Source organism: Nocardioides sp. (genome assembly GCF_964229035.1).
In the GTDB taxonomy this organism is placed as follows: domain Bacteria; phylum Actinomycetota; class Actinomycetes; order Propionibacteriales; family Nocardioidaceae; genus Nocardioides.
In genome coordinates this window covers 71,295-96,970 of record NZ_CAXRAZ010000033.1, presented here as the reverse complement: position 1 = coordinate 96,970, position 25,676 = coordinate 71,295, and the positions used below count along the sequence as shown (strand labels likewise).

The following is a 25,676-nucleotide window of genomic DNA, read 5'->3' as shown; positions in this document are numbered from 1 at the left end:
GGATGAGCGGCGGGGTGAGAACCCCGCCACGAGCCGCGCGAACGGCTCCGACAACTGGCACGAACCTACACTCCCGGCCCCCGGAGCCCTGCTTCCTGGCGGCCGGGGTCACGCGACCCAGCGCGGGAGGGCGCGCACGAGCCCCAGCAGCACGACGAGCTCGACCAGGGTCTGGGTGACCACGACGGCCGGTGCCAGGTCGAGTTCCGGTGGCAGCGTGAGCGCGAGGGGGAGGACCACCAGCGAGTTGCGGGTGATCCCGCTGAGCACCAGCGCCCGCGCCTCGGGGACCGCGAGCCCGGTCAGGCGGGCGGCGAGCAGGCCCACGACGAGCATCGCCGCCGTGAATCCCACGAGGAGCGGCACCGCCGCGGCCACCTCGTCGAGCCGCCCGTCGAGTCGCGGGACCTGGCTCGCGGCCACGGCCAGCAGCACGAGGGCGAGCAGCGGCACCATCGCGGCGTCGGCCCCCGCGCGGAGGCGGCGCGCGGCGGGGCGCGGCCCGGCGCGACGGGGGAGCAGCGCCGCGCCCAGGGGCAGGAGGAGCAGCGCCACGAGTGCGGTCACGAACGGACCGGGGGAGACCAGCGAGCCCGGGTCCGGTCCCGGCCCCAGCAGCCACAGGTAGCCCGGGAGCAGCAGCGCCTGGAGCCCGAGCAGGATCGGGGTGCAGGCGAGCAGCCGCTCCCGATCGCCGCCGGCCACCCCGGTGAACACGACCACGTAGTCGATGCAGGGGGTCAGGAGGGTGAGCAGGAGGCCGACCACGACGGCGTCGGCGGGGCCGGTGCCGTCGAGCCGCGCGAGGCCGAGCAGCGCGGCGACCACGAGCGGGGCCGCCACAAAGTTGACCGCGAGCAGGGTCGGCAGGAACCGACCCTGCCCGAGCGCCGCGACCGGTCGCTCCAGGGGGACCTGGAGGAACGTGGCGTAGAGCAGCACCGCCAGCAGCGGTGTGACGACGTGCTCGAGAGGTCGCCCCAGCGTCGGCGTCAGCACGCCGACGGCGACGCCGATCCCGAGCCCGCCCAGGTAGACCGCCAGCTGGTGACGCTCCCACCGTTCGCGCACGGCGCTACGACGGGGTCAGCGCACGCGGCGGCTGAACTCGGCGGCGCTGTGGCTGCGACCCGCGGTGCCCGCGGAGGCGGCACCGCTGCGGGTGCGACCCTGGCCGCCACCGGCGGACTGGCCGTTGCCCGAGCCCTGCCCGCCGCTGCGACGACGCTGGCCGCCACCCGAGCCCGAGCCGCCCGCAGTGGAGCCGCCCGAGCCACCGGAGCCGCCCGAGCCCGTGCCACGGTTCGGACGCCGGCGCCGGTTGCGGCGCGGGGCGCCCCCCTCGCCGCCGCCGCCGTCGCCGGCGGCGGGCGTCTTCTCGCGAGCGGCGGGAGCCGGCGTCGTCTGCAGCACGAGACCGCCGTCGACGAGCGTGCGCTCGCCGGGCACCAGGGTGGTGAGGATCGGGTGGGAGGGGCCGGTGAGGCGGGTGGTCTGCGGCTTGATGCCGGCGGCGCGGGTGAGGTCGCGCACGTCCTTGGTCTGGTCGCTGGTCATCATGGTGATCACCAGGCCCGCGGAGCCGGCGCGGGCGGTGCGGCCCGAGCGGTGCAGGTAGGCCTTGTGCTCGGCCGGCGGGTCGGCGTGCACCACGAGGGTGACGTCGTCGACGTGGATGCCGCGGGCCGCGATGTCGGTGGCCACCAGCGTGGTGGCGCGGCCGGTGTGGAAGGCGTCGAGGTTGCGCGTGCGCGCGTTCTGGGCGAGGTTTCCGTGCAGCTCGACCGCGGGCACGCCGGCCTTGTTGAGCTGGCGGGCCAGCGCCTTGGCGCCGTACTTGGTGCGGGTGAACACCACGGTGCGGCCCGGCGCGCTGGTGAGGTCCACCAGCACGGGCAGCTTGTGCTCGCGCTCGACGTGCAGCACGTGGTGGTCCATCTTGGCCACCGGGCTCTGGGCGGAGTCGGCCTCGTGGGTGACCGGGTTGCGCATGAACCGCTTCACCAGCACGCCCACGGCGTTGTCGAGGGTGGCCGAGAACAGCATCCGCTGGCCGTCGGCGGGGGTGGCGTCGAGGATGCGGCGCACGCCCGGGAGGAAGCCGAGGTCGGCCATGTGGTCGGCCTCGTCCAGCACCGCGATCTCCACGGCGTCGAGGCGGCAGTGGCCCTGCTTCATCAGGTCCTCGAGCCGGCCGGGGCAGGCGAGCACGATGTCCACGCCCTGCGCCAGCGCCCGCACCTGCGGGTTCTGGCCGACGCCGCCGAAGATGGTGCGGGTGCTCAGGCCGGCGGCCTTGGCCAGCGGCGCGAGCGACTCCTCGATCTGGGTGACGAGCTCGCGCGTGGGGGCCAGCACCAGCGCCCGGGGGCGGGTCGGGGTGGCCGGCAGCGCCGAGGCCTGCAGGCGCGCCACGAGCGGCAGCAGGAAGGCGTAGGTCTTGCCCGAGCCGGTGCGACCGCGACCGAGCACGTCGCGTCCGGCGAGGGAGTCGGGCAGCGTGGCGGCCTGGATGGGGGTGGGGGTGGTGATGCCGCGCTCGGCGAGCAGGCGCACGTGCTCGGCGGGCACGCCCAGGTCGCGGAACGTGGTGGGGGCAGGGGTGTCTGCGGACAAGACGGGATCGCTCGTTTCGGTGCTCACACCCCGCCACCAGGAAGGATCACGGAGTCGGGCTCGGGTGAGCGTCGACTACGACGTGAGTGCAGGACCGGGGCGGGGCAGACGATCCAACGTCTGCGACGGTACGGCACCGGGCGGTCGTGCGACGAAACGTCGCGCGCGATCGGTCGCGTGTCGTGCGTCACGCGCCACTAGTCTCGGCGCCATGAACGAGGAGAAGCCGGCCGTCCTGGTCGAGGCCCGGGACGGCGTCCAGATCATCACCATCAACCGGCCCGAGGCCAAGAACGCGCTCAACGGCGCGGTCGCGCGCGGCATCGCGGCCGCCGTCGACGAGCTCGACGCCTCCGAGGAGCTGTGGGCGGGTGTGCTCACCGGCGCGGGCGGCACGTTCAGCGCGGGGATGGACCTCAAGGCCTTCCTCACCGGCGACGTCCCGCTGGTGGATGACCGCGGCCTGGGCGGCATCACCCAGCGCCCGCCCCGCAAGCCGCTCATCGGGGCGGTGGAGGGCTGGGCCGTGGCCGGCGGGTTCGAGCTGCTGCTGGCCTGCGACCTGGTGGTGGCCGCCGACGACGCCCGCTTCGGCGTGCCCGAGGTCAAGCGGGCCCTCGTGGCCGGGGCGGGCGCCGCGATGCTCCTGCCCCAGCGGATCCCGCAGGCCGTCGCGCTGGAGATGCTGCTGACCGGCGACCCGATCACCGCGGCCCGGGCCGCCGAGCTCGGCCTGGTCAACCGGCTCACCGCGCCCGGCGGCGCGCTGGAGGGCGCGGTGGCGCTGGCCCGCACGATCGCGGCCAACGGTCCTCTCGCCGTCGCGATCACCAAGCAGATCGCGCGCAGCGCCTCGGACTGGACCACCGAGGAGGGCTGGATCAGGCAGGGGGAGCTGATGAGCCCCGTGTTCGGCTCCGAGGACGCCCAGGAGGGGGCGCGGGCGTTCGCCGAGAAGCGGCCGCCGGTGTGGAAGGGCCGCTGACACCCGCCGCGCGGCGGCGACGCGGACGGGCGTAGAGCCAGGGCGCCCGGTGGCGCGTGAGGTCCTCCAGCCGCAGGGAGCACCACACGCCCACCGGCGCACCGAGCAGCGCCAGGCCCAGCTCGGTCCAGGCGTCGAGGTCGGTGCCGGTCACCGCGAGCACGCCGTCCAGCGCCCACCACCAGAGGGCGAGCACGACCAGGTGCCACAGGTAGATCGGCAGCGTGCGGCGTCCGACCTCGGCCAGCACGTCGCCGACGGCGGCCGCCGAGGTGTCCGGACGCACCCGCGCCATCACGCGCTGGGTGCCACCGATGATCACCACGATCCCGGCGATCCCCGCGGCGGCCGTGAGCGGCGCGTGGAAGCGGCCGGTGAGCAGGTGCACCACCGGCGGGGTGAGGGCCACGACGGCGGCGAGCAGCAGCCGGAGGTCGCCCACCTCGCGCCACCACGTGTGGCGGCGCTGCATCGCCACGACCCCGAGCAGGTAGAAGACGTAGTGGCCCGCCACCGACGGCAGCCGGGAGTCCCAGGTGACCATCGCGCCGTGCACCACCGCGAGGTGGACCGCGAGCGCCACGACCAGCGCCGGCACCTCGCGCCCGCGGACGGCGAGCGTCACGAGCGGGTACAGCGCGAGGGCGTAGAGGAACCACACCGAGATCGGCGCGATCGCGACGTGGGTCAGCAGGTCCAGCGCCTCGAGCGGCCGGTGCTCGGTGACCGCGCGCAGCACGAGCAGCGGGACCGACCACAGCAGGTACACGAAGAGCAGGTTCGCGGTGCGCGACTCCCACACCGCCCGCCACCCCCGGGCCAGCACCCCGGCCGAGAGCAGGCCGGAGAGGAAGAAGAACGCGGGCATCCGGATCGGTCGGCCCCACGTGGTGAGCAGGGTCGCGACCTCCAGCGGCCCGCCGTCGCCGTAGACGCCGAGCAGGCGCGGCATCGTCAGCAGCAGGGAGTGGTGCAGCACCACGGCGATGATCAGCAGGCCGCGGGCGACGTCCAGCGCAGGCACCCGGTCCGCGCCCGGGGCCGAGACCCCGGGGCGGAGGGTGTCGGAGCTCATGCGATCAGCAGCGCGTCCCAGTCGACGTCGGCCGTGCGGGTACGGTACTCGGTCACGCGTCCGGGCCAGTTGGTGCTGATGCGGCTGCCGTCGCGGTACCAGCTGGAGCAGGTGCTCCACACCGAGTCGCCCAACCGCTGCTGCATCTCGGCATCGTAGGTCGCGGCCACCTCGGGACGCACGTCGATGCGGTGAGCGTCACGCTGAAGCCGGCGGGCGAGCTGGGCCACGTAGCCGGCCTGCCCCTCGAGCATCGTGATGATCGAGGAGCCGCCCAGGTTGGTGTTCGGGCCGTAGATGCACGCCAGGTTGGGGAACCCCGGGATCTGGATGCCGAGGTAGGCGTGGGCGCCGTCGGACCACACCTCGCGCAGGTCGGTGCCCCCGGCCCCGATCACCTCGATGCCGGCGAGGAACTCGGTGGCGGCGAAGCCGGTGCCCCAGATCAGCACGTCGGCCTCGTGCAGCACGCCGTCGGCCGTGCGCACGCCGGTGGGCTCGACCGCGCTCACCGCCTCGGTGACGACGTCGACGTGCGGCCGGGCCAGCGCGGGGTACCAGGAGTTGGAGAACAGGATCCGCTTGCAGCCCAGCTGGTAGTCGGGCACGAGCTTGGCGCGCAGCCCGGGGTCGCGCACCTGCAGCCGCAGCTGGGCCTTCCAGGAGGCCTCGACCGCCTTCAGCAGCGCCCCGCCGTAGAACGGGCCGCCCTCGAGGGCCGCGTTCAGCTTCTCGGTGACCCAGAACCACGAGCGCCGCTCGCCGGCCATGATCTGGGGGAAGCGCGCCATCGCCTTGTGGTGCAGGCCGCGGTAGGGCTGGTCGGGCTTGGGGATCACGTACGGCGCGGAGCGCTGGAAGACCGTCATGGCGGCGACGTCGTCGACGATGCCGGGCACGAACTGGATGGCGCTCGCGCCCGTGCCCACGACCAGCACCCGCTGGCCGACGAGGTCGACGTCGTGGCGCCACTGGGCGGAGTGGAACGCCGGACCGGCGAAGGAGTCGCGCCCCGGCAGGTCGGGGATGATCGGGTTCGAGAGCTGGCCCACCGCGGGCACCAGCAGATCGGCCTCGTAGGTGTCGCCCGCGGCGGTGGTCACCGTCCAGCGGCCCGTGGCGTCGTCGAAGCGGCACGAGACGACCTCCGCGCCGGTGACGACGAGGTCGAGCAGGCCCTCGCGCGCCGCCGCGCCCTGCAGGTACTCCAGGATCTCGGGCTGCTGGCCGTAGCGGCGGTGCCACCCGTGGTTCGCGGCCCACGACCAGGAGTAGAGCGGGGAGGGCACGTCGCAGGCGGCGTTGGGGTAGGTGTTGTCGCGCCAGACGCCGCCCACCTCGTCGGCGCGCTCGAGGACGACGATGTCCTCGACCCCGGCCTCGCGCAGCGCGCGGGCCGCGCCGAGTCCGCCGAAGCCCGCGCCGATGATGACCACCCTGATGTCTCGCATGGGGCCGAATCTAGGGAACGCGGACGGCCCCGGAGGAGACCCTCCGGGCACCATGATTGATAATTCCGGACATGCTGCCGCGAGAGGGCCGGCTGCCGGCGCCGGCGGTCACCGACTGGGACTTCCCGCGCGCCGCCACCGGGATCGGGGTGCTCGTGGGTTTCGCCCGGGCGCGGGGCATCCCCGCGGCGCGCGTGCTCACCGGCACCGGCCTGGTGGAGGCGGACCTGGTGCCCGCACGCGAGGTCACCGCCCGTCAGGAGCTCACGGTGGTGCGCCACCTGCTGCGCATCGGCGACGAGCCCGGCGCGGTGCTCGGTGCGCGGGTGGGGGAGCGGTACCGCCCGGCGACGTTCGGGGTCTTCGGGCTCGCCCTGCTCGCCGCGCCCACGGTGGGCGAGGCGATCGCCACGACCCTGCGCTACCTCGACCTCTCCTTCGCCTTCACGCGCATGGAGGCGACGGTGGTCGTCGGCGACGACGGTGCCCAGCGCGCCCGGCTGCGCCTGGACGCCGCCGGGGTGCCCGCCGACGTCGCCGAGTTCCTGCTGCACCGCGACACCGTGGCGGTGCACCGCATCCTGGAGTCACTGGTGCCCGGGGGCGTCGGTGCCGTGGTGGAGGTGGACGGCGCCCGCGCCGAGCTCGGGTTCGCCGCGAGCGAGCTGGCGCGGCCGCTCGCGGGCGGTGGGGCCGAGGCGCTGGCCGCCGCCGAGACCGCGTGCCGCGACGCCGTCGACGGCCGCCGTCGGCGCGACGGGCTCGCCCGCGACGTGCGGGTGCTCATCGCCCAACGCCTGCACACCGGGGCGCCGATGCCCGAGGTGGCGGCGATGCTGGCGATGAGCGAGCGCACCCTGCGGCGGCGCCTGGCCGCCGAGGGCGTGGGCTACCAGGAGCTGCTCGACGAGGTGCGCCAGGGCTTCGCCGCGGCCTGGACCCACAGCCACCGCACGCTCCCGCTCGCCGATCTCGCGGCACGCCTGGGCTACAGCAGCGCGTCGGCCTACCTGCACGCGCGCGACCGCTGGACCAGCCTCGTCATCGCCAAGGAAGAAGCAAGGGATCGACCAGGCTGAGGCAAGAGCGGGTCACCCAACGGCTCGGGACTGTTCACCGCGGCGCCACCTGCGGCACGCCCGCCGTCACCGACGGCTTCCTAGGTTCCGTGGCCATGACCACCCTCCCGACCGCCGACCACACCCGCCGCCGCGCCCTGCCGCTGCTCACCCCGCGCGGCCCGCACGGCTCGCGCAGCGCGATGACCTGCCACTTCCGCTGCGGCAACGCCTGCGACCAGCCCGAGCCCAACCCGACCTCGCACCCCCACGTGCAGGAGCACATCAGCGCCGTCCTGGGACGGCGCTCGCTGCTGGCCGGTGCGGCCGCCACGGGCGCGGGGGTCCTGGTGCTCGGCAGCACCGCGCAGGCCGTCGCCGGTCCCACGCCGGTCACCGCCGCGGCTGCCGCGCGGCGCACGGTCGCCGCCGCGAAGTTCGCCCCGGTGTCGCCGAACAAGCGCGACGCCGTCACCACCGCACGCGGGTTCACCTCGAGTGTGATCATCAGCTGGGGCGACGCCGTCGTGGCCGGGGCGCCGCGCTTCGACGCCTACGCCCAGACGCCGGAGAAGGCGCGCCAGCAGTTCGGCTACAACAACGACTACGTCGGCGTGCTCCCGCTCTTCAAGCGGGGCAAGGAGACCGACGAGGCGCTGCTGGTGTGCAACCACGAGTACACCGACGAGAACCTGATGTTCCCCGCCGACACCTACACCGACGTGGAGATCAAGGCGATCGCGATGAGCAATCACGGCATGTCCGTGGTGCGCATCAAGCGCGGGGCCACTCCCGGCTCCTGGAAGCGCGTCACCGACCTGCGCCGCGCCACCGAGAACCGCCGCATCCACATCGAGACCCCGTTCCGGGTGAGCGGCCCGGCGGCCGGCCACGAGCTGCTGCGCACGGCTGCCGACCCCGCCGGTCGCACGGTTCTCGGCACCCTCAACAACTGCTCGGGCGGCATGACGCCGTGGGGCACGGTGCTGTCGGGGGAGGAGAACTTCAACCAGTACTTCGACGCCTCCGACGGTCTCGACCCCCGCTACGCCGCCGCCTACGCGCGCTACGGCATCACCGGCTCGGGGCGTGGTTGGAGCGAGGTCGACTCGCGCTTCGACCTCTCCCGCGAGCCCCACGAGCCGCACCGCTTCGGCTGGATCGTCGAGCTCGACCCCTACCAGCCCAAGGCCGCGCCGGTGAAGCACACGATGCTGGGCCGCTTCAAGCACGAGGGCGCCAACATCACGATCTCCGCCCGCGGCCGGGCGGTGGCCTACATGGGCGACGACGAGCGCGGCGACTACCTCTACAAGTTCGTCTCGCGTGAGAAGTTCGACCCGTCCGGCACCTCCAAGGCGCGCGCCCACAACAAGACCCTGCTCACGGCCGGCACCCTCTACGTCGCCCGCCTCGAGGGCGACGGCGACGCCGACGGCACCTACGACGGCACCGGTCGCTGGATCCCGCTGTGCAACGAGACCACGTCGTTCGTGGACGGCATGAGCGTCGCGGAGGTGCTGGTCTTCACCCGCCTGGCCGCCGACAAGGTCGCGCCCACGCGCATGGACCGCCCCGAGGACGTCGAGCCGAACCCGGTCAACGGCAAGGTCTACGCCGCGCTCACCAACAACTCCAACCGCGGCCGCAGCTACCCCGCCGACGAGGCCAACCCGATCACCTCCTCCCAGGTGCGGGCCTCGCTCGGGGCGCCGCTCACGACCGCCAGCGGCAACCGCAACGGCTACGTGCTGGAGCTGACCCCGGTCGGCGGCCACGCCTCAACCCGCTTCACCTGGACGCTGCTGCTGGTGTGCGGCGACCCCGCGGCCCCGGAGACCTACTTCGCCGGCTTCGACAAGGCGAAGGTCAGCCCGATCAGCTGCCCCGACAACGTCGCCTTCGACTCCGAGGGCAACCTGTGGGTCTCCACCGACGGCAACGTGCTGGGCAGCAACGACGGCATCTTCCGGGTGCCGGTGGAGGGTCCCGAGCGCGGGAACGTGCAGCAGTTCGTGACGATGCCGCGCGGGGCGGAGGCCTGCGGGCCGCTGGTCACCGACGGCGACCGCTCGCTGTTCTTCGCCGTGCAGCACCCCGGTGAGGTCGACGGGGCGACGTTCGAGGCCCCGGCCTCGACGTGGCCGCACACCGACGACTTCCCGCGGCCCTCGGTCTGCGTCGCCTACCTCGACCGCTAGGACACGCCCGGAACGTCGGACGCACGAGGCCCCGCCCGGTACGCCCGGGCGGGGCCTCGTGTCGTCGAACCGGCGGGGGAGCCTCAGGCGTCGCCGCCCTCCTGCTTCACCCCGGCCACCGCCGTGGGGTCGTCGATCCGGTAGGTCGCGACCGCCTTGGCCACCAGGCCGGGGTCGATCTCGCCGGCGTCGGCCAGGGCCTGCAGCGCACGGACCACGACCGACTCGGCGTCGATGCGGAACGAGCGGCGCGCCGCCGGGCGGGTGTCGGCGAACCCGAACCCGTCGGCCCCGAGCACGCAGTAGTCGCCGGGCACCCAGCGCGCGATCTGCAGCGGCACCGCGGCCATGTAGTCGGAGACGGCGACGAACGGGCCGTCGCTGCCCTCCAGGGCGGCGGTCACGTACGGGGTGCGGGGCGCCTGCTCGGGGTGCAGCAGGTGCTCGTCCTCGCTGGCGACGGCGTCGCGGGCCAGCTCGTTCCACGACGTCACCGACCAGGTGTCGGCGTGCACGCCCCAGTCCTGGGCCAGCAGCTGTGCGGCCCGGTCGATCCAGGGGTAGGCCACCCCGGAGGCCAGCAGCTGCACGCGGGGACCGCTGCCCTGCGCCACCGAGACGCGGTGCAGGCCGCGCAGGATGCCCTCGACGTCGACGCCCTCGGGCTCGGCCGGCTGCGGCACCGGCTCGTTGTAGACGGTGAGGTAGTAGATGACGTCCTCGCCGTGCGGGTGCTCCGGCGTGCTGCCGTACATCCGCTCCAGGCCGGCGCGCATGAGGTGGGCGACCTCGTAGCTGAAGGCCGGGTCGTAGTGCACGACCGCGGGGTTGGTGGCCGCCAGCAGCGGGGAGTGGCCGTCGGCGTGCTGCAGGCCCTCGCCGGTGAGCGTGGTGCGTCCGGCGGTGGCGCCGATGAGGAAGCCGCGGGCCAGCTGGTCGGCCATCGCCCAGACGGAGTCGCCGGTGCGCTGGAAGCCGAACATCGAGTAGAAGATGTAGAAGGGGATCATCGGCTCGCCGTGGGTGGCGTAGGCGCTGCCCGCCGCGATCGCCGAGGCCATCGCGCCGGCCTCGGAGATGCCCTCGTGCAGCATCTGGCCGGCCGGGCTCATCTTGTACGACAGCAGCATGTTGCGGTCGACCGACTCGAAGTTCTGCCCGTGGGGGTCGTAGACCTTCGCGCTCGGGAACATCGAGTCCATGCCGAAGGTGCGGTACTCGTCGGGCGCGATCGGCACCAGTCGGGGACCGATGTGCGGGTCCTTCATCCAGTCGCGCAGCAGCCGCACCACGGCCATGGTCGTGGCGACCTTGTGGGTGCCGGCCCCCTTCTTGAGGTCGCCGTAGACGGCGTCGCCGGGCAGGGTCAGCGGGGCGCTGCGCACCACCCGCCTCGGCAGCGAGCCGCCGAGCTGGCGGCGCCGCTCCCTCATGTACTCGATCTCGGGGGACTTCTCGCCGGGGTGGAAGAACGGGGCGGTGCCCGTGGCCTCGTAGGCGGTCTCGAGGTCGCGGTCGCTGATCGGCAGGTAGAGCCGGTCGCGGAAGCGCTTGAGGTCGTCCTGGGTGAGCTTCTTCATCTGGTGGGTGGCGTTCTTGCCCTCCAGCGCGTCGATCGTCCAGCCCTTCACGGTGTGGGCCAGGATCACCGTCGGCTGCCCGACGTGCTTGGTGGCGGCGTCGAAGGCGGCGTAGACCTTGCGGTAGTCGTGCCCGCCGCGGGGCAGCTGCTCGCTCTGCCGGTCGCTCATGTGCGCGACCCTCGCCCGCAGCCGGGGGTCGGGGCCGAAGAAGTGCTCGCGGTTGTAGGCGCCGCTCTCGACCGAGAACGTCTGGAACGCGCCGTCGGGCGTGGAGTTCATCTTGTTGACCAGCACGCCGTCGACGTCGCGGGCCAGCAGGGCGTCCCACTCGCGGCCCCAGACGACCTTGATGACGTTCCAGCCGGCGCCGCGGAAGTTCGACTCCAGCTCCTGGATGATCTTGCCGTTGCCGTTCACGGGGCCGTCGAGCTGCTGCAGGTTGCAGTTGATGACCCAGGTCAGGTTGTCCAGCTCCTCGCGCGCGGCGACGCGGATGGCGCCGAGCGACTCGGGCTCGGCCATCTCGCCGTCGCCCAGGAAGGCCCAGACGTGCTGCTGGGAGGTGTCCTTGATGCCGCGGTTGGCGAGGTAGCGGTTGAACCGTGCCTGGTAGATGGAGTTGATGCCCGTCAGGCCCATCGAGACGGTGGGGAACTCCCAGAAGTCCGGCATCAGCCGCGGGTGCGGGTAGGAGGACAGGCCGGCGCCGGCGCCGTGCTGCACCTCCTGGCGGAAGCGGAACAGCTGCTCCTCGTCGAGCCGGCCCTCGAGGTAGGCCCGGGCGTAGATGCCGGGGGAGGCGTGGCCCTGGATGTAGAGCTGGTCGCCGCCGCCGGGGTGGTCCTTGCCGCGGAAGAAGTGGTTGAAGCCGACCTCGTAGAGGCTTGCGCTGGACTGGTAGGTGGCGATGTGGCCACCGACCTCGAGGCCCTTGCGGTTGGCGCTGGAGACCATCACCGCTGCGTTCCAGCGGATGAAGGCGCGGATGCGGCGCTCGGCGTCCTCATCGCCCGGGAACCAGGGCTCGCGCTCCGGGGGGATGGTGTTGATGTAGTCGGTGCTGCGCAGCGCGGGCACGCCCACCTGGGCCTGCCGGGCCTGCTCCAGCAGCCGGAGCATGACGTAGCGGGCGCGGTCGCGGCCGCGCTCGTCGACGAGGGCGTTGAAGGACTCGATCCAGTCGCGCGTCTCGTCGGGATCGATGTCGGGCAGCTGCGTCGGGAGGCCCTCGTGGATGACCGAGGGCACGGTGCGGTCGGTGTCGGCGGGGGTGGTGCCGGCGTCCGTGGCGTCGTGGGTGTCGGAGGTCACGGACTCCATCCTTCCACTCGGAGGAGAACCGGAAAATCTACCCAGCAGTAGCCCTCGGCGGGGTTCGCCGCAGGCGCGCGCCGCGCCGAAGGGTTGCGCGGGTGGGCGCCACTCCGCTGGACTAGGCCCCACATCGTTCGACGGGGACGTCTCGACGCACCCGCCCGGCGCCGCTAGAACCCCCGACCCTGGAGGACGCAACAGTGACTTCGACCGCCACCGGCGGCACCGCCCCGACCGGCCCGGCTGAGCGCATGGGCTTCAAGCCAGGGCTGGTGGTCCAGGAGCTCGGCTGGGACACCGACACCGACGACGAGCTGCGCGTGGCTGTCGAGGACGCCGTGGACGCCGACCTCGTCGACGGGGACTACGGCAACGTCGTGGACGCCGTCCTCCTCTGGTGGCGCGCGGACGACGGCGACCTCGTCGACGGCCTCGTCGACTCCCTCACCGACCTCGTCGGGGGCGGCGTGATCTGGCTGCTCACCCCGAAGATCGGCCGCCCCGGGGCGGTCGACCCGGCCGACATCGCCGAGGCCGCGCCGATCGCCGGGCTCGCCCAGACCACCGCGGCGACGGTGAGCAAGGACTGGGCGGCGACCCGCCTCGTCGCTCCGAAGTCGCCCGCCTGACAATGGGTGCCATGAGCTCCCTCTCGTCGCGCGTGCGTGATGCACGCACCAGTCTGAAGATCCTCTCGGACTCCGGCATCGTGCGCCCGTACTCGCCGGTCGTGCTCGGCGGCATGGTCAAGGCGCTGAAGCAGTGGAGCACCACCCCCGCGGGCGGCTTCAAGACGATCGCGCTGCGCGCACCCGAGCGCACGGCGATCATCGACGAGCGCGGCTCGCTCACCTACGCCGAGCTGCAGCAGCGCACCAACGCCCTCGCTCGGGGCCTGCGGGCCCGGGGCGTGCGCGCCGGCGACGGCGTGGCCGTGATGTGCCGCAACCACCGCGGGTTCATCGAGGCCTCGATCGCGATCAGCAAGCTGGGCGCCGACGTCCTCTACCTGAACACCGCCTTCGCCGGGCCGCAGCTCGCCGATGTGCTCGAGCGTGAGAAGCCGCGGGTCGTCGTCCACGACGAGGAGTTCACCGATCTCCTCGCGAGCGCGAGCATCGAGGACCGGGTGCTCGGGTGGGTCGAGGGCGAGCCGGGCGACGACTGTCTCGAGGGCATCATCGCCGCCGCCACCGCGCGCGGCGAGACCGCCGACCTCGAGCCCGCCGGACGCAACGGTCGCACGATCATCCTCACCTCCGGCACCACCGGCACGCCGAAGGGCGCCCCGCGCCCCCAGGGCGGCCTGCCCGCCGCGATCTCGCTGCTCTCGCGGATGCCGCTGAAGAGCGGCTGGAAGTGCCACGTGGCCGCACCGCTCTTCCACACGTGGGGCTTCGCGCACTACCAGCTCTCGATGATGCTCGGCACGACCCTGGTTCTCACGCGTCGCTTCGAGCCCGAGGACGCGCTCCGGGTGCTCCACGACGAGCGCTGCGACTCCTTCGCGGTCATCCCGGTGATGCTCCAGCGCATCCTCGCGCTGCCCGCCGAGACCCTCGACCGCTACCCGCTGCCGAACCTCAAGGCCGTCGCGTCGTCGGGCTCGGCCCTGCCGGGCGACCTCCCGATCCGCTGGATGGACCGCTACGGCGACAACCTCTACTCCGTCTACGGCTCCACCGAGGTGGCGTGGGCCTCGATCGCCGACCCCCGCGACCTGCGCGAGGCACCCGGGTGCGCCGGGCGCCTGCCCCACCAGACCGTGGTGCGCATCCTCGACGCCGAGGGCCGCGAGCTGCCGACGGGCGAGTCGGGCCGGATCTTCGTGGGCAACAGCCTGCAGATCGAGGGCTACACCGGCGGCGGCGGCAAGGAGATCATCGACGGCCTCATGTCGTCGGGCGACGTCGGCCGCTTCGACGAGCAGGGTCGGCTCTACGTCGAGGGCCGCGACGACGAGATGATCGTCTCCGGCGGCGAGAACGTCTTCCCGAAGGAGGTCGAGGACTGCCTCGCCTCCCACGAGCGCGTCGCCGAGGTGGCGGCCATCGGCGTGGACGACGACGACTTCGGCAAGCGACTGCGCGCGTTCGTCGTCCGCGTGCCGGGGGCCGAGCCCGTGACCGAGGAGGAGCTCAAGGACCTGGTGAAGGCTAACCTCGCGCGCTACAAGGTGCCGCGCGAGATCGTCTTCCTCGACGAGCTGCCGCGCAACGCCACCGGCAAGGTGCTCAAGCGCGAGCTGGCGCGCGAGTCGTCCGCGTGAGGCCCGGGGTCGGGCAGGGCGAGGAGGTCGACCGGGCGGCGGCGGGCATCGAGCTCGGACGCCCGGCGCCTGACTTCACCCTGCGCGACCAGTTCGGGCAGGACGTCACGCTCTCGTCCTACCGCGGCACCAAGGCGGTCGCCCTGGTGTTCTACCCCTACGCCTTCAGCGGCGTGTGCACCGGAGAGCTCAGCGCGATCCGCGCGCGCCTCGACGAGCTGCTCACCTTCGACACCGAGGTGCTCGCACTCTCCTGCGACCCGATCTACGCGCTGCGCCACTTCAGCGACACCGACGGCCTCAACTTCCCGCTGCTGAGCGACTTCTGGCCGCACGGCGAGGTGGCGAAGGCCTACGGCGTCTTCGACGACGTCGACGGCTGCCCCGAGCGCTCCACTTACGTGGTGGGTCGCGACGGTGTGCTCACCTGGGCGGTCCACAGCACCAAGACCGCCGCGCGCGACGTGGACTCGCTCGTCGCCGCGCTGCACGCGGCCGCCGACCGCTGAGGGGGCCGGCGCCCCGCGATGGTGCTTCGGGGCCACCGCCGGTAGTCCGGATGGATCATTTTTCAACTACTTCGCCCGATCGCCTTCTCTGGCGCTGCGGGGCTCGCTAGAGTTCTCATCGTTGAACCGCTGGTGACCCGAGACGCCAGCGGTTCGACTTGTTTTCGGGTGCGAGCGTGTCGTCGAGCGAGCGCCTCGGGGACCCTCCGGGCCGTCGGGCGAGCGCCTTGGGGGCCATGTGGGCCTTCGAGCGAGTGCCTCGGGGACCACGCGGCCGGTTTGGTGGACGGCGTAGCCGCTTCGGTACTCTTCAGCCGCATCTGCGGGCGTGTAGCTCAGCGGTAGAGCCCTTCGCTTACAACGAAGTGGTCGGGGGTTCGATCCCCTCCGCGCCCACCGACCGGCTCGCGGCGCCTTCCACGGACGCCCCCCTTCGGAGGGGGCGGCGGGTCGTGCCGTCGTCCTAGAGTGGTGGCCGTCACGTCTCGGACGCCCGCCCCAGGAGGCCAGCCCAGTGTTCGTCCCGTTCAGCGTCAACGACTTCCTGCAGCGCGCCGTCGCCGTCTACGGCGAGCGCGTCGGCATCGTGGACGAGCCCGACCAGCCCGCGGCCTCGCTGGGCGACCTGACCTACGCCGAGGTCGGCGAGCTCGCCCGTCGCCAGGCCGCGAAGCTCGACGAGCTCGGCATCGCGGTGGGGGAGCGCGTGGCGGTGGTGAGCCACAACAGCGCGCGCCTGCTCACCTCGTTCTACGGTGTCGCCGGCTGGGGCCGCGTGCTCGTCCCGGTGAACTTCCGGCTCTCGCCCGACGAGGTGCAGTACATCGTCGACCACTCCGGGGCGCGGGTGCTCTACGTCGACCCCGAGCTGAGCGAGTCGCTGGCCGGCGTCACGTGCGAGATGAAGTTCGTGATCGGCGAGGACGACGACCTCTACGCCGCTCCCGGCAGCGAGCCGGTGCCGTGGGAGCACGACGAGAGCGCGACCGCCACGATCAACTACACCTCCGGCACGACAGCGCGACCGAAGGGCGTGCAGATCACGCACCGCAACATCTGGACCAACGCGCTCACCTTCGGTCTGCACGCCCAGATCGGCGATCGCGACGTCTACCTCCACACCCTGCCGATGTTCCACGCGAACGGCTGGGGCATGCCCTTCGCCATGACCGGCGTGGGTGCGCAGCACATCGTGCTGCGCAAGATCGACGGCGCCGAGATCCTGCGCCGGGTGCGCGACCACGGCGTCACCGTGATGTGCGCGGCCCCCGCCGTGGCGGCCGCGGTGCTGGAGGCGGCGCAGACCTGGGAGGGCGAGATCCCGGGCCGCGACCGGGTGCGCATCATCATGGCCGGCGCGCCCCCGCCGACGAAGACGGTCATCCGCGTGCAGGAGGAGCTGGGCTGGGAGTTCATCCAGATCTACGGCCTCACCGAGACCTCGCCGCTGCTCACCTTCAACCGCACCCGCGCCGAGTGGGACGACCTGTCGGCCGAGGAGCGGGCGCAGAAGCTGATCCGCGCCGGTGCTCCGGCCATCGGCGTCACGCTGAGGATCGACGAGTCGCAGGAGGGTTCGGGCGAGGTGCTGGCCCGGTCGAACGTCGTCCTCGAGGGCTACTGGGAGCAGCCGGAGGAGAGCGCGGCGGCGCTGGCCGGTGGCTGGTTCCACACCGGCGACGGCGGCTACCTGGGCGACGACGGCTACCTCACGATCGCCGACCGCAAGAAGGACGTCATCATCACCGGCGGTGAGAACGTCACCTCGATCGAGGTCGAGGACACCCTGTTCTCCCACCCCGAGGTCGCCGAGGTGGCGGTGATCGGCGTGCCGAGCGAGAAGTGGGGCGAGACGATCAAGGCGCTCGTCGTCCTCACGCCGGGGGCCGAGGCCGGGCCCGACAAGGAGGCCGAGCTCATCCGCTGGTGCAAGGACCGGCTCGCCGGCTACAAGTCGCCGACCTCGGTGGAGTTCCGCGACGAGCTCGCGCGCACCGCCACCGGCAAGCTGCAGAAGTTCAAGCTGCGTGCGCCCTACTGGGAGGGCTACACCCGCCAGGTGAACTGATCGGCGGGGACGACCTGCGCCGGCCAGCCGGCCGACGTCCACGCCGCGACGACGGCCTCCGCCCAACCGGGCGAGGCCTCGCTCGCGACGACGTCGACCGCGGTGTCGACGCCCTCCGGGCGAGGTGCGGGTGAGGCCGGCAGGGGCTGCCCCGAGACCGGGTCGAGGACGCCGGGCGCGCCGTCGACGCAGGTGACGTGGACCAGGCCGATGCCCAGGCGGCGCTGGTGCAGGGCCAGGCTGAGGGCGGCGATGCCGTAGGGGCCGTAGCCGACGATCGAGAGTCGGTCGGGCGGGTGCACGGACGACTCGCGGGCGTAGCGGATCGATCGCAGCAGGTCGCGACCACCGGCCGCGGCGTCGATCGTGGGCAGGACGACGCGCAGTCCGTTGCGCCCGCCGATGCGGCTGGCGAGTCGCGCCGCCTGCTCGCGACCGTCGGCCTCGGCGGTGGCCGGATGCCACAGCAGCAGGGTGTCGGAGTTGGGGTGGCCGTGGACGGACACCTGCAGGCTCGGGGTGGAAGCGGCGGTCGGCACGGGCGCGACCCTACGCCGACCGAGGCTCCGACGTCAGGCGAGGTCGAGCGTCGCTCCGGCGGCCGGGCCGACGATCCGGCTCACGCATAGGCACATCCGGTCTCCCGCCCGCTTCTGCGCGGGGTCCAGGAAGACGTCGCGATGGGCGAGCTCCCCCTCGACCTGTCGCACCTCTACGAGGCACAGGCCGCACTCGCCCCTGCGGCACTCCGCCAGGACCGGGACGCCGGCGGCCTCGAGGGCCTCCAGGGCGGTTGCCTGGGCCGGTACGGCGACCTCGCGGCCGAGACCAGGCAGCCGCAGGACGAATGGTCCCTGGTCTCCCGACATGCTCGCTCCGAAGGTCTCGAAGCGCAGGTTGGCGGGCGGCAGCGCATGAGCGCGCCAGGCGGCTCCGACGGCCTCCATGAGGCCGACCGGCCCGCACTGGTAGAGCTCGGTGCGTGCGGCGGCCGGATGGGAGGCGATCTCGCGGACGACGGCCTCGACGTCGAGCGGGGCATGGTCGGCGTCGGCGGCACCGTCGTCGAGGTGCACGCGCAGACGGTCGCCGTGCAGGGCGGTGAGCTCGTCGAGGTAGGGCACGGCCTCGCGCGTGCGACCGGCGACGACGAAGCGGTAGTCGGCCCCGCGGGCGCGCAGCGCCGCGGCCATCGCCATCACGGCGGTGATCCCGATGCCGCCGGCGAGCAGCACGTAGCGGGCCGCGCCCACTCCGAGGGGGAAGTTCTGCAGCGGCTGCGTCGCCACGATCTCCTCGCCCGGGCGGAGCGCGTGCATCGCCAGCGATCCGCCGCGGCTGGCCCGCGCGCGGTGCACGGTGAGCACGAGGCGGCGGCCGTCGTCCTCGGAGGCGACGACCGAGTAGGACCGCACGAGGTCGCGCCCCGGGAGGTTCGGTGAGGGCAGGCGGACGTCGACGTGGCTGCCGGGGCGTGCGGGCACGGCGGTGGCGGGCGCGAGGACGACGCGCCGGACGTCGAGCGCGACGTCGTCCACGGCGAGGACGCGGGCGGAGGCCCAGACTGGGCGCGAGTCGACGGCCACCCCTCAGCTCCCGATCCGACGCAGCGGCGCCGGGGCGGCGCCGACGGAGGCGGCGTCGGGGTCCGGTCCGCGGCCCTCGGCCTGCAGCATCTCGTCGAGGATGCGGCGCACCCACAACCCGCCGCCGTCGATGTTGAGGCTGTAGAAGACGTGCTCGGGGTTGGCGTCGATGGCTCGCTGCTGGGCGATGAGCATCGCCTCGTCCTCGGCGAAGACGCCGTGCACGGCCTCGCGCAGCTGTGTGGTGATGAGCTGGCTCTCGAGTCGGTAGTTGCGCATGAACGCCCAGAAGTAGTGGCTCGTGCGCGTGGTCTCGGGGGTGATGGTGTTCATGACGAAGCCGTTGACCCCGCGGCTGCGATCGCCCTCGGGGGCTCCGGTGCCCGCCTCGGCCACGCCGACGTCGATACAGATCGTGCTCGGTGCCTCGAAGTGGATGATCTGCCAGCGGTCGACGCGTCCGGAGAAGCCGGGGAACCGGTCGCGCATGTTTTTGAGCCAGAACGGCGGCGGCTCGATGTCGCGCATCCAGCGCTCGACGACGACGCGCCGTTCGTCGACGCGACGCACGACGAACTCGGACTCGCTGAGCTCGTCCTGGCCGATGCTGCCGGCGTGAACGAACTCCTCGTGGGTGAGGTCCATCAGGTTGTCGAGGATGAGCTGGTAGTTGCAGCCGGCCGCGATCGTCAGGCCGTCGCCCGCCCAGTCGGGGGAGTCCATCTGGTGCATGTCGGGCACTAGGCGCGGGTCGGCGAGGTCGGGATCGCCGGGCCAGACCCACACGTAGCGGTGGCGCTCCACGACGGGGAACGCGGTGACCATCGCGCTCGGGTTGACCGTGCGCTGCGCCGGCATCGCGGTGCAGCGGCCCGAGGAGTTGTAGCGCAGGCCGTGGTAGGGGCACTGGATCTCGTCGCCGAGCACGGTGCCCATCGACAGCGGGGCCAGGCGGTGCCAGCAGGCATCGGCCAGCGCGGAGGCCGCGCCATCGGAGGTGCGCCACAGGGCCATCGGGGTGCCGGCGATCGTGCGGGCCAGCGGCCGCTTCGCGCTCACCTCGTGGTCCCAGGCGGCGACGTACCAGGCGTTGCGGGGGTGGTCGAACACGGTGGCGGTCACCGGGCGGTCGGGCGTGGTCACGGGCAGCTCCGGTCACTATGGCGATAGGGATGCGATTGCCGTCACAATACCTATCGGGAGAGTGATGGAGCAAGGGGTGTGTCGACACCGTGCCCGGGCTGGCTACGGTGCGGTGCGTGAGCATCCGATTCGCACTGCTGTCGCTGCTGAGCGGCCGGGAGATGACCGGCTATGAGGTCTCACAGCAGTTCGGGCGCTCCGTGGCGCACGTGTGGCACGCGCCCGACTCCCAGATCTACCCCGAGCTGCGGCGTCTGGCCGACGAGGGACTGCTCGACGTGGAGGAGGTGGACGACGGTGCCCGCGCCGCGAAGAAGCGCTACCGGGTCACCGACGCGGGCCTGAGCGCCCTGCGCGACTGGCTCGCCGAGCCGACCCCGGGCCGACGCCAGCGCGACCCCGCCTACCTCAAGGCCGCCTACTTCGAGTGGACGACGACCGCGACCGCGCGCGAGCGCCTGCAGGAGCACCTCGACTTCCACGCCGAGCAGCAGCGCATGCTGGAGGAGGCGCGCGCGACCCTGCTCGACCGCTCGCACCCGACCCTGCGCCGGCGCCTGGAGCGCTACCCCGCCAGCGAGCACGAGCGGATCGTGGCGTGGAAGGTCTTCGCCTACGACGGACTGGTCGACGCCGCTGCGCGGGAGGTGGCGTGGGCGCGTCGTGGACTGGAGCTGGCCGACCGGCTGGGCGATGGGCTGGGCGACGGGCCGGCGGCCGGCAGGCAGGCGTGAGCCGCGACGCTGTGTAGGGTGACGCCCACCTACATCCGTGCGGACCCAGGAACCCGGTGCGACTCCGGGGCGGTTCCGCCACTGTGAGGCCCGAGCGCAGCGTCCGCACCAGCGAACGTCGCGCGAGGGCCGTAGCCAGATACTGACTGCGCGGATCCCACCAACGAGGGGCGAGAACCCCGAGGAGGATCTGATGCGCATCGCGCTGCTCTCGACGTCCGACACCGACCTGCTCTCGGCCCGCAGCTCCGGCGCCGACTACCTGCTGTCCAATCCCGGACGGCCCGCCGTGCCGGGGCTCACCGGCCACACCGACCTCGTCACCGCCATCGAGCAGGCCGACCTCATCGTGGCGCGCGTGCTGGGCTCGCCCCACGACCTGTGCAGCGGCTTCGCGCGCATCCGCGCCACCGGCAAGGCGATGGTGGTGCTGGGTGGCGAGCAGGCCCCCGACGCCGCGCTGATGGAGCTCTCGACCGTGCCGGTGGGCGTGGCCGCCGAGGCCCACCGCTACCTCGCCGAGGGCGGCCCGCGCAACCTCGAGCAGCTGCACCGATTCCTCTCCGACACCGTGCTGCTCACCGGCGAGGGCTTCGAGCCGCCCGAGGCGATCCCGGCGTGGGGCGTGCTCGAGCGCCCGGCCACCACGCCCGGCGACGGCGGGGCCGTCGCGGAGCGCGCGCGGGTCGGCGTCCTCTACTACCGGGCGCACCAGGCGAGCGGCAACACCGCCTTCGTGCACGCGCTGTGCGACGCGATCGACGCGACCGGCGAGGCCGTCGGTGTGCCAATCTTCGCCGGATCGCTGCGCTCGGCGCCCGATGAGCTGTTCGCCGAGCTCGGGCGCCTGGACGCCCTGGTGGTGACGGTGCTCGCCGCCGGCGGGTCGACCCCGGCTGCGGTGAGCGCCGGCGGCGAGGACGAGACCTGGGACGTCGGCCGCATCGCCGCCCTCGACATCCCGGTGCTGCAGGGACTGTGCCTCACCACCAGCCGCGAGGACTGGCTCGCCTCCGACGACGGCGTCAACCCCATGGACTACGCCAACCAGGTCGCCATCCCCGAGTTCGACGGCCGCATCAGCACCGCACCCTTCTCGTTCAAGGAGGTCGACCCCGCCGACCCGAGTGCGCTGCCCACCTATGTGGCCGATGCGGAGCGCTGCGCGCGCGTGGCGGGTCTCGCGGCCAACCACGCCCGGCTGCGCCGCGTGCCCAACGCCGACAAGCGGGTGGCGTTCATGCTCAGCGCCTACCCGACCAAGCACTCGCGCATCGGCAACGCCGTGGGCCTCGACACCCCGGTGTCGGCGGTGCGGCTGCTGCGGCGTCTGCGGGACGAGGGCTACGACCTCGGCGGCGACAACGACGTGACGCGGGCACTCGCCCTGGCCGACGACACGCAGGCCGGCGACGCGCTCATCCACGCCCTCATCGCGGCCGGCGGGCAGGACGAGGAATGGCTGACGCAGGGGCAGGTCACCGACGCCCACGTGAAGGTGCCGGCCGAGGCCTACCGCCGCTGGACGGAGCACCTGCCCACCGACCTGCGCGAGGCGATGACCGAGGCCTGGGGAGAGGCCCCCGGCTCCCTGTTCGTGGACCGCTCCGTCGGTCCCGACGGCTCGCTCGTGCTGGCGACGCTGCGCGCCGGCAACGTCGTCGTGATGATCCAGCCGCCGCGCGGGTTCGGCGAGAACCCGGTGGCGATCTACCACGACCCCGACCTCGCGCCGAGCCACCACTACCTCGCCGCCTACCGCTGGCTCGAGGCCCCGGTGGACGACGGAGGCTTCGGCGCCCACGCGGTGGTGCACCTCGGCAAGCACGGCTCGCTCGAGTGGCTGCCGGGCAAGAACGCCGCGCTGTCGGCGTCCTGCGGCACCGACGCAGCGCTCGGGTCGTTGCCGCTGATCTACCCGTTCCTGGTCAACGATCCCGGTGAGGGGGCCCAGGCCAAGCGACGTGCGCACGCCACGATCGTCGACCACCTCGTGCCGCCGATGGCGAGGGCCGAGAGCTACGGCGACATCGCGCGCCTCGAGGGCCTGCTCGAGGAGTACGACAAGATCTCGGCGATGGACCCCGCCAAGCTGGCGGCGATCCGCGGTGAGATCTGGCAGCTGATGCACGCCGCCGAGCTGCACCGCGACCTCGGGCTCGGGGACAGGGGAGCCGACGACAGGCCGGATGACGAGGAGTTCGACGACTTCCTGTTGCACGTCGACGGCTGGCTCTGCGAGATCAAGGACGTGCAGATCCGCGACGGACTGCACGTGCTGGGTCAGGCGCCCGACGGTGTCGCCCGCGTGAACCTCGTGCTCGCCATCCTGCGGGCGGCCCAGGTGTGGGGCGGTCAGTCGCAGGCCGTGCCGGGCCTGCGGGCGGCCCTCGGCCTGCTGCCGGACGCAGCGACCCCCGAGGTCGACCGGGTGGAGGCCGTCGCCCGCGACCTCGTGGAGTCGATGGACAAGGCCGGCTGGGACCTCTCGCGGGTGGAGGAGCTGCACGACGACCCTGCGGTGCAGCAGGTGCTGCGCTTCGCCGCCACCGAGGTCGTGCCGCGTCTCGCCGGCACGACCGCGGAGCTCGACCACACCGTGCACGCGCTCGCCGGGGGCTTCGTGCCCGCGGGGCCCTCGGGCTCGCCGCTGCGCGGACTCGTGAACGTGCTCCCGACGGGCCGCAACTTCTACACCGTCGACCCGCGCGCGGTGCCCTCCCGCCTGGCCTGGCAGACGGGCTCGGCGATGGCCGAGTCGCTCGTGCAGCGCTACCTCGACGACGAGGGCGCCTACCCGACGTCCGTGGGTCTCTCGGTGTGGGGCACCTCGGCGATGCGCACCAGCGGCGACGACGTGGCCGAGGTGCTGGCGCTGCTCGGGGTGCGCCCCCAGTGGGACGAGGCCTCACGTCGGGTGCGCGAGCTCACCGTGGTGCCGCTCGAGGAGCTCGGCCGCCCGCGCATCGACGTCACCGTGCGCATCTCCGGCTTCTTCCGCGACGCCTTCCCGCACGTGGTGGCGATGCTGGACGACGCGGTGCGGCTCGTCGCGGACCTCGACGAGCCGCTCGAGCAGAACTTCGTGCGCGCCCACGCGCAGGCCGACCTCGCCGAACACGGCGACGAGCGCCGCGCGACCACGCGCATCTTCGGCTCCAAGCCCGGCTCGTACGGCGCCGGTCTGCTGCAGCTGATGGAGTCGGGCACGTGGCGCGACGACGCCGACCTCGCCGAGGTCTACACGGCCTGGGGAGGCTTCGCCTACGGCCGCGACCTCGACGGCGTGCCCGCGGCTGACGACATGCGCGCCAACTACCGCCGGATGAAGGTGGCGGCCAAGAACATCGACACCCGCGAGCACGACATCGCCGACAGCGACGACTACTTCCAGTACCACGGCGGCATGGTCGCCACGGTGCGGGCGCTGACCGGCTCCGACCCGCGGGCCTACGTGGGCGACTCGACCAGCCCCGACGCGGTGCGCACCCGCACCCTGCAGGAGGAGACCAACCGGGTCTTCCGCGCCCGTGTGGTGAACCCGCGCTGGATCGCCGCGATGCAGCGCCACGGCTACAAGGGTGCCTTCGAGCTGGCCGCCACGGTCGACTACCTCTTCGGGTTCGACGCCACCACCGGCGTCGTGCACGACTGGATGTACGCCGCCCTGGCGCAGGAGTACGTGCTCGACGAGACCACCCAGGCGTTCCTGCGCACCTCGAACCCCTGGGCGCTGCGCAGCATCGTCGAGCGGCTGCACGAGGCGGTCGACCGCGGCCTGTGGGCCGATCCCGACCCCGACCTGCTCGCCGCCCTGCAGGCGGCCTACCTCGAGGTCGAGGGCGAGCTGGAGGACCGGTGAGCGCGCGGGGATCCGAGCCGGCCACCGCGCGGGTGCGGGTGCTCGGCATCGGCATGGGTCCGCAGCACGTCACACCCGAGGTGGCCGAGGCGCTGCGCGGCTGCGACTACGCGCTCGCCGTGCGCAAGGGCGACGGGCGCGAGGTCGACCCGCTGCTCGAGGTGCGGCGTGCGGTGGCCGAGGCGCACGACGTCGAGCTGGTCGTCGTCCGCGACCCGGAGCGGGACCGTTCGCCCGGCCTCGACAATGCGGGCTACCAGGGTGCGGTGGCCGACTGGTACGCCGCGCGGCTGACCGCCTATCGCGGCGTGCTCGACGAGCGCGGGGGCACCGCCGCCTTCCTGGTGTGGGGTGACCCGTCGCTCTACGACGGCACCATCCGTCTCGTGCGCGAGCTGGCGGTGCCGTTCGACGTGCTGCCGGGCATCAGCGCCCCGCAGGTGCTCGCGGCGCGCCACGGCATCGTGCTGCACGAGGTCGGGGCACCGGTGCACGTGACCACCGCGCGGCGACTCCGCGACGATGTGGCGCAGGGCCAGCGCAACCTCGTGGTGATGCTCACTGCCGGCGTCGATCTCGCCGGCCTCGAGGACTGGTCGATCTGGTGGGGCGCCAACCTCGGCGGTGCCGGCGAGCGCCTCGTCGCGGGGCGCGTCGGCGACGTCGTGGACGACGTGGCGCGGGCGCGGGCGTCGTCCAAGGCGGAGGCGGGGTGGGTGATGGACCTGTTCCTGCTGCGCGCGCCCGAGCAGCACGGCGCGAGCACCCTCGGGGGTGGGAGCTGATGGCGCTGCCCGACCGCGACGTGCTGCTGTGCCGCGACTGCTGCTGCGGCACCGCCGCCAAGCACGCGGGCGTCGACCACGCCGCGCAGCGCGACGCGCTGGAGGCCCTGCACGACCCCGCAGGACGACGCGGCCCGCGCGTGCGGGTGCGCGTGGTCGACTGCCTCGACGAGTGCGACCGCAGCAACGTGGTGCTGGTGCGCGACTTCACCGCGGGCGGTGGGCGCGGTCGTCGTCCACGGGACACGTGGCTGGGCCGCGTGCTCACGCCGGAGGCCACGGAGGCAGTGGCGGCCTGGGTGCACGAGGGCGGCGACGTGCCCGTGGCGCTGCGGCCCCACACGTTCCGGGGCAAGCGCGGATGAGCGCATCAGTGCCGTCCCTGCCGCCTCGAGGAACCACTTCTGCCACCTCGACGCACCAGGGGGGCCACCTCG

At 73.1% G+C, this 25,676-nt stretch carries 19 protein-coding genes, 1 tRNA gene and 1 riboswitch; of the genes, 12 read left to right on the top strand and 8 right to left on the bottom strand.

From position 1 onward, the window contains the following. Positions 1–108 precede the first annotated feature (108 nt). A complete protein-coding gene (locus tag ACERUN_RS10550) occupies positions 109–1,071 on the bottom strand; it encodes a bile acid:sodium symporter (protein ID WP_370289882.1) in 963 nt (320 codons plus the stop codon). 15 nt (positions 1,072–1,086) lie between these two features. Continuing rightward, positions 1,087–2,616 (bottom strand): DEAD/DEAH box helicase, encoded by a 1,530-nt coding sequence (locus ACERUN_RS10545; protein ID WP_370289881.1) that lies wholly within the window; start codon positions 2,614–2,616, stop codon positions 1,087–1,089. A gap of 211 nt (positions 2,617–2,827) precedes the next feature. Here ACERUN_RS10545 and ACERUN_RS10540 point away from each other — a divergent pair, with 211 nt between their 5' ends. Continuing rightward, a complete protein-coding gene (locus ACERUN_RS10540; protein WP_370289879.1) occupies positions 2,828–3,601 on the top strand; it encodes a crotonase/enoyl-CoA hydratase family protein in 774 nt (257 codons plus the stop codon). On the opposite strand, the gene ACERUN_RS10535 is transcribed toward ACERUN_RS10540, so the two are convergent. Both ACERUN_RS10535 and ACERUN_RS10530 read right to left on the bottom strand, forming a co-directional pair. Beyond that, a complete protein-coding gene (locus ACERUN_RS10535; RefSeq protein WP_370289878.1) occupies positions 3,498–4,676 on the bottom strand; it encodes an acyltransferase family protein in 1,179 nt (392 codons plus the stop codon). The genes ACERUN_RS10540 and ACERUN_RS10535 overlap by 104 nt on opposite strands. Next, on the bottom strand, positions 4,673–6,127 hold the full coding sequence (locus tag ACERUN_RS10530; RefSeq protein WP_370289877.1) for a flavin-containing monooxygenase: 1,455 nt from the start codon (positions 6,125–6,127) through the stop codon (positions 4,673–4,675). Before ACERUN_RS10530 ends, ACERUN_RS10535 begins: the two co-directional genes overlap by 4 nt. A 71-nt stretch (positions 6,128–6,198) precedes the next feature. On the opposite strand from ACERUN_RS10530, the gene ACERUN_RS10525 reads away from it, so the two are divergent. Next, a complete protein-coding gene (locus ACERUN_RS10525) occupies positions 6,199–7,206 on the top strand; it encodes an AraC family transcriptional regulator ligand-binding domain-containing protein (protein ID WP_370289876.1) in 1,008 nt (335 codons plus the stop codon). A 95-nt stretch (positions 7,207–7,301) separates the two neighbouring features. Continuing rightward, positions 7,302–9,386, top strand: a complete 2,085-nt coding sequence (locus ACERUN_RS10520) for a PhoX family phosphatase (RefSeq protein ID WP_370289875.1) — start codon at positions 7,302–7,304, stop codon at positions 9,384–9,386. 83 nt (positions 9,387–9,469) lie between these two features. On the opposite strand, the gene aceE is transcribed toward ACERUN_RS10520, so the two are convergent. Continuing rightward, on the bottom strand, positions 9,470–12,217 hold the full coding sequence (aceE, locus tag ACERUN_RS10515) for a pyruvate dehydrogenase (acetyl-transferring), homodimeric type (protein WP_370289968.1): 2,748 nt from the start codon (positions 12,215–12,217) through the stop codon (positions 9,470–9,472). A 317-nt stretch (positions 12,218–12,534) separates the two neighbouring features. On the opposite strand from aceE, the gene ACERUN_RS10510 reads away from it, so the two are divergent. The 5 genes from ACERUN_RS10510 (at position 12,535) to ACERUN_RS10490 (ending at position 17,129) form a co-directional block, all read left to right on the top strand. After that, the gene (locus tag ACERUN_RS10510; RefSeq protein ID WP_370289967.1) at positions 12,535–12,912 is read left to right on the top strand and encodes a DUF3052 domain-containing protein; all 378 of its coding nucleotides are present in this window, start codon (positions 12,535–12,537) and stop codon (positions 12,910–12,912) included. An 11-nt stretch (positions 12,913–12,923) separates the two neighbouring features. Then, positions 12,924–14,552: an AMP-binding protein gene (locus ACERUN_RS10505; RefSeq protein ID WP_370289873.1), complete on the top strand. Its 1,629-nt coding sequence runs from the start codon at positions 12,924–12,926 to the stop codon at positions 14,550–14,552. Beyond that, positions 14,549–15,061, top strand: a complete 513-nt coding sequence (locus tag ACERUN_RS10500) for a peroxiredoxin (RefSeq protein WP_370289872.1) — start codon at positions 14,549–14,551, stop codon at positions 15,059–15,061. Before ACERUN_RS10505 ends, ACERUN_RS10500 begins: the two co-directional genes overlap by 4 nt. A gap of 324 nt (positions 15,062–15,385) precedes the next feature. Beyond that, positions 15,386–15,457: transfer RNA gene (locus tag ACERUN_RS10495), tRNA-Val, on the top strand. 118 nt (positions 15,458–15,575) lie between these two features. Then, positions 15,576–17,129 (top strand): AMP-binding protein, encoded by a 1,554-nt coding sequence (locus ACERUN_RS10490; protein ID WP_370289871.1) that lies wholly within the window; start codon positions 15,576–15,578, stop codon positions 17,127–17,129. Here ACERUN_RS10490 and ACERUN_RS10485 read toward each other — a convergent pair. From ACERUN_RS10485 to ACERUN_RS10475, 3 genes are read right to left on the bottom strand one after another with little or no spacing between them, the layout of a single operon-like run. After that, on the bottom strand, positions 17,108–17,668 hold the full coding sequence (locus ACERUN_RS10485) for a hypothetical protein (RefSeq protein WP_370289870.1): 561 nt from the start codon (positions 17,666–17,668) through the stop codon (positions 17,108–17,110). The two genes, ACERUN_RS10490 and ACERUN_RS10485, sit on opposite strands and share 22 nt — an antisense overlap. A 33-nt stretch (positions 17,669–17,701) precedes the next feature. Further along, positions 17,702–18,715, bottom strand: a complete 1,014-nt coding sequence (locus ACERUN_RS10480) for a 2Fe-2S iron-sulfur cluster-binding protein (protein ID WP_370289868.1) — start codon at positions 18,713–18,715, stop codon at positions 17,702–17,704. 3 nt (positions 18,716–18,718) lie between these two features. Continuing rightward, the gene (locus ACERUN_RS10475) at positions 18,719–19,858 is read right to left on the bottom strand and encodes a Rieske 2Fe-2S domain-containing protein (RefSeq protein ID WP_370289867.1); all 1,140 of its coding nucleotides are present in this window, start codon (positions 19,856–19,858) and stop codon (positions 18,719–18,721) included. A 116-nt stretch (positions 19,859–19,974) separates the two neighbouring features. Between ACERUN_RS10475 and ACERUN_RS10470 the strand changes: the two genes are divergently transcribed. The 4 genes from ACERUN_RS10470 (at position 19,975) to ACERUN_RS10455 (ending at position 25,604) form a co-directional block, all read left to right on the top strand. After that, the gene (locus ACERUN_RS10470) at positions 19,975–20,592 is read left to right on the top strand and encodes a PadR family transcriptional regulator (RefSeq protein ID WP_370289866.1); all 618 of its coding nucleotides are present in this window, start codon (positions 19,975–19,977) and stop codon (positions 20,590–20,592) included. Between the two features lie 46 nt (positions 20,593–20,638). Next, positions 20,639–20,737: riboswitch (cobalamin riboswitch) on the top strand. 48 nt (positions 20,738–20,785) lie between these two features. Beyond that, complete coding sequence (cobN, locus tag ACERUN_RS10465; RefSeq protein WP_370289864.1) at positions 20,786–24,454, top strand: cobaltochelatase subunit CobN; 3,669 nt, start codon at positions 20,786–20,788, stop codon at positions 24,452–24,454. Beyond that, a complete protein-coding gene (locus tag ACERUN_RS10460) occupies positions 24,451–25,239 on the top strand; it encodes a precorrin 6A synthase (protein WP_370289863.1) in 789 nt (262 codons plus the stop codon). Before cobN ends, ACERUN_RS10460 begins: the two co-directional genes overlap by 4 nt. Then, a complete protein-coding gene (locus ACERUN_RS10455; RefSeq protein WP_370289862.1) occupies positions 25,239–25,604 on the top strand; it encodes a (2Fe-2S) ferredoxin domain-containing protein in 366 nt (121 codons plus the stop codon). Before ACERUN_RS10460 ends, ACERUN_RS10455 begins: the two co-directional genes overlap by 1 nt. The last annotated feature ends 72 nt before the right edge of the window (positions 25,605–25,676 follow it).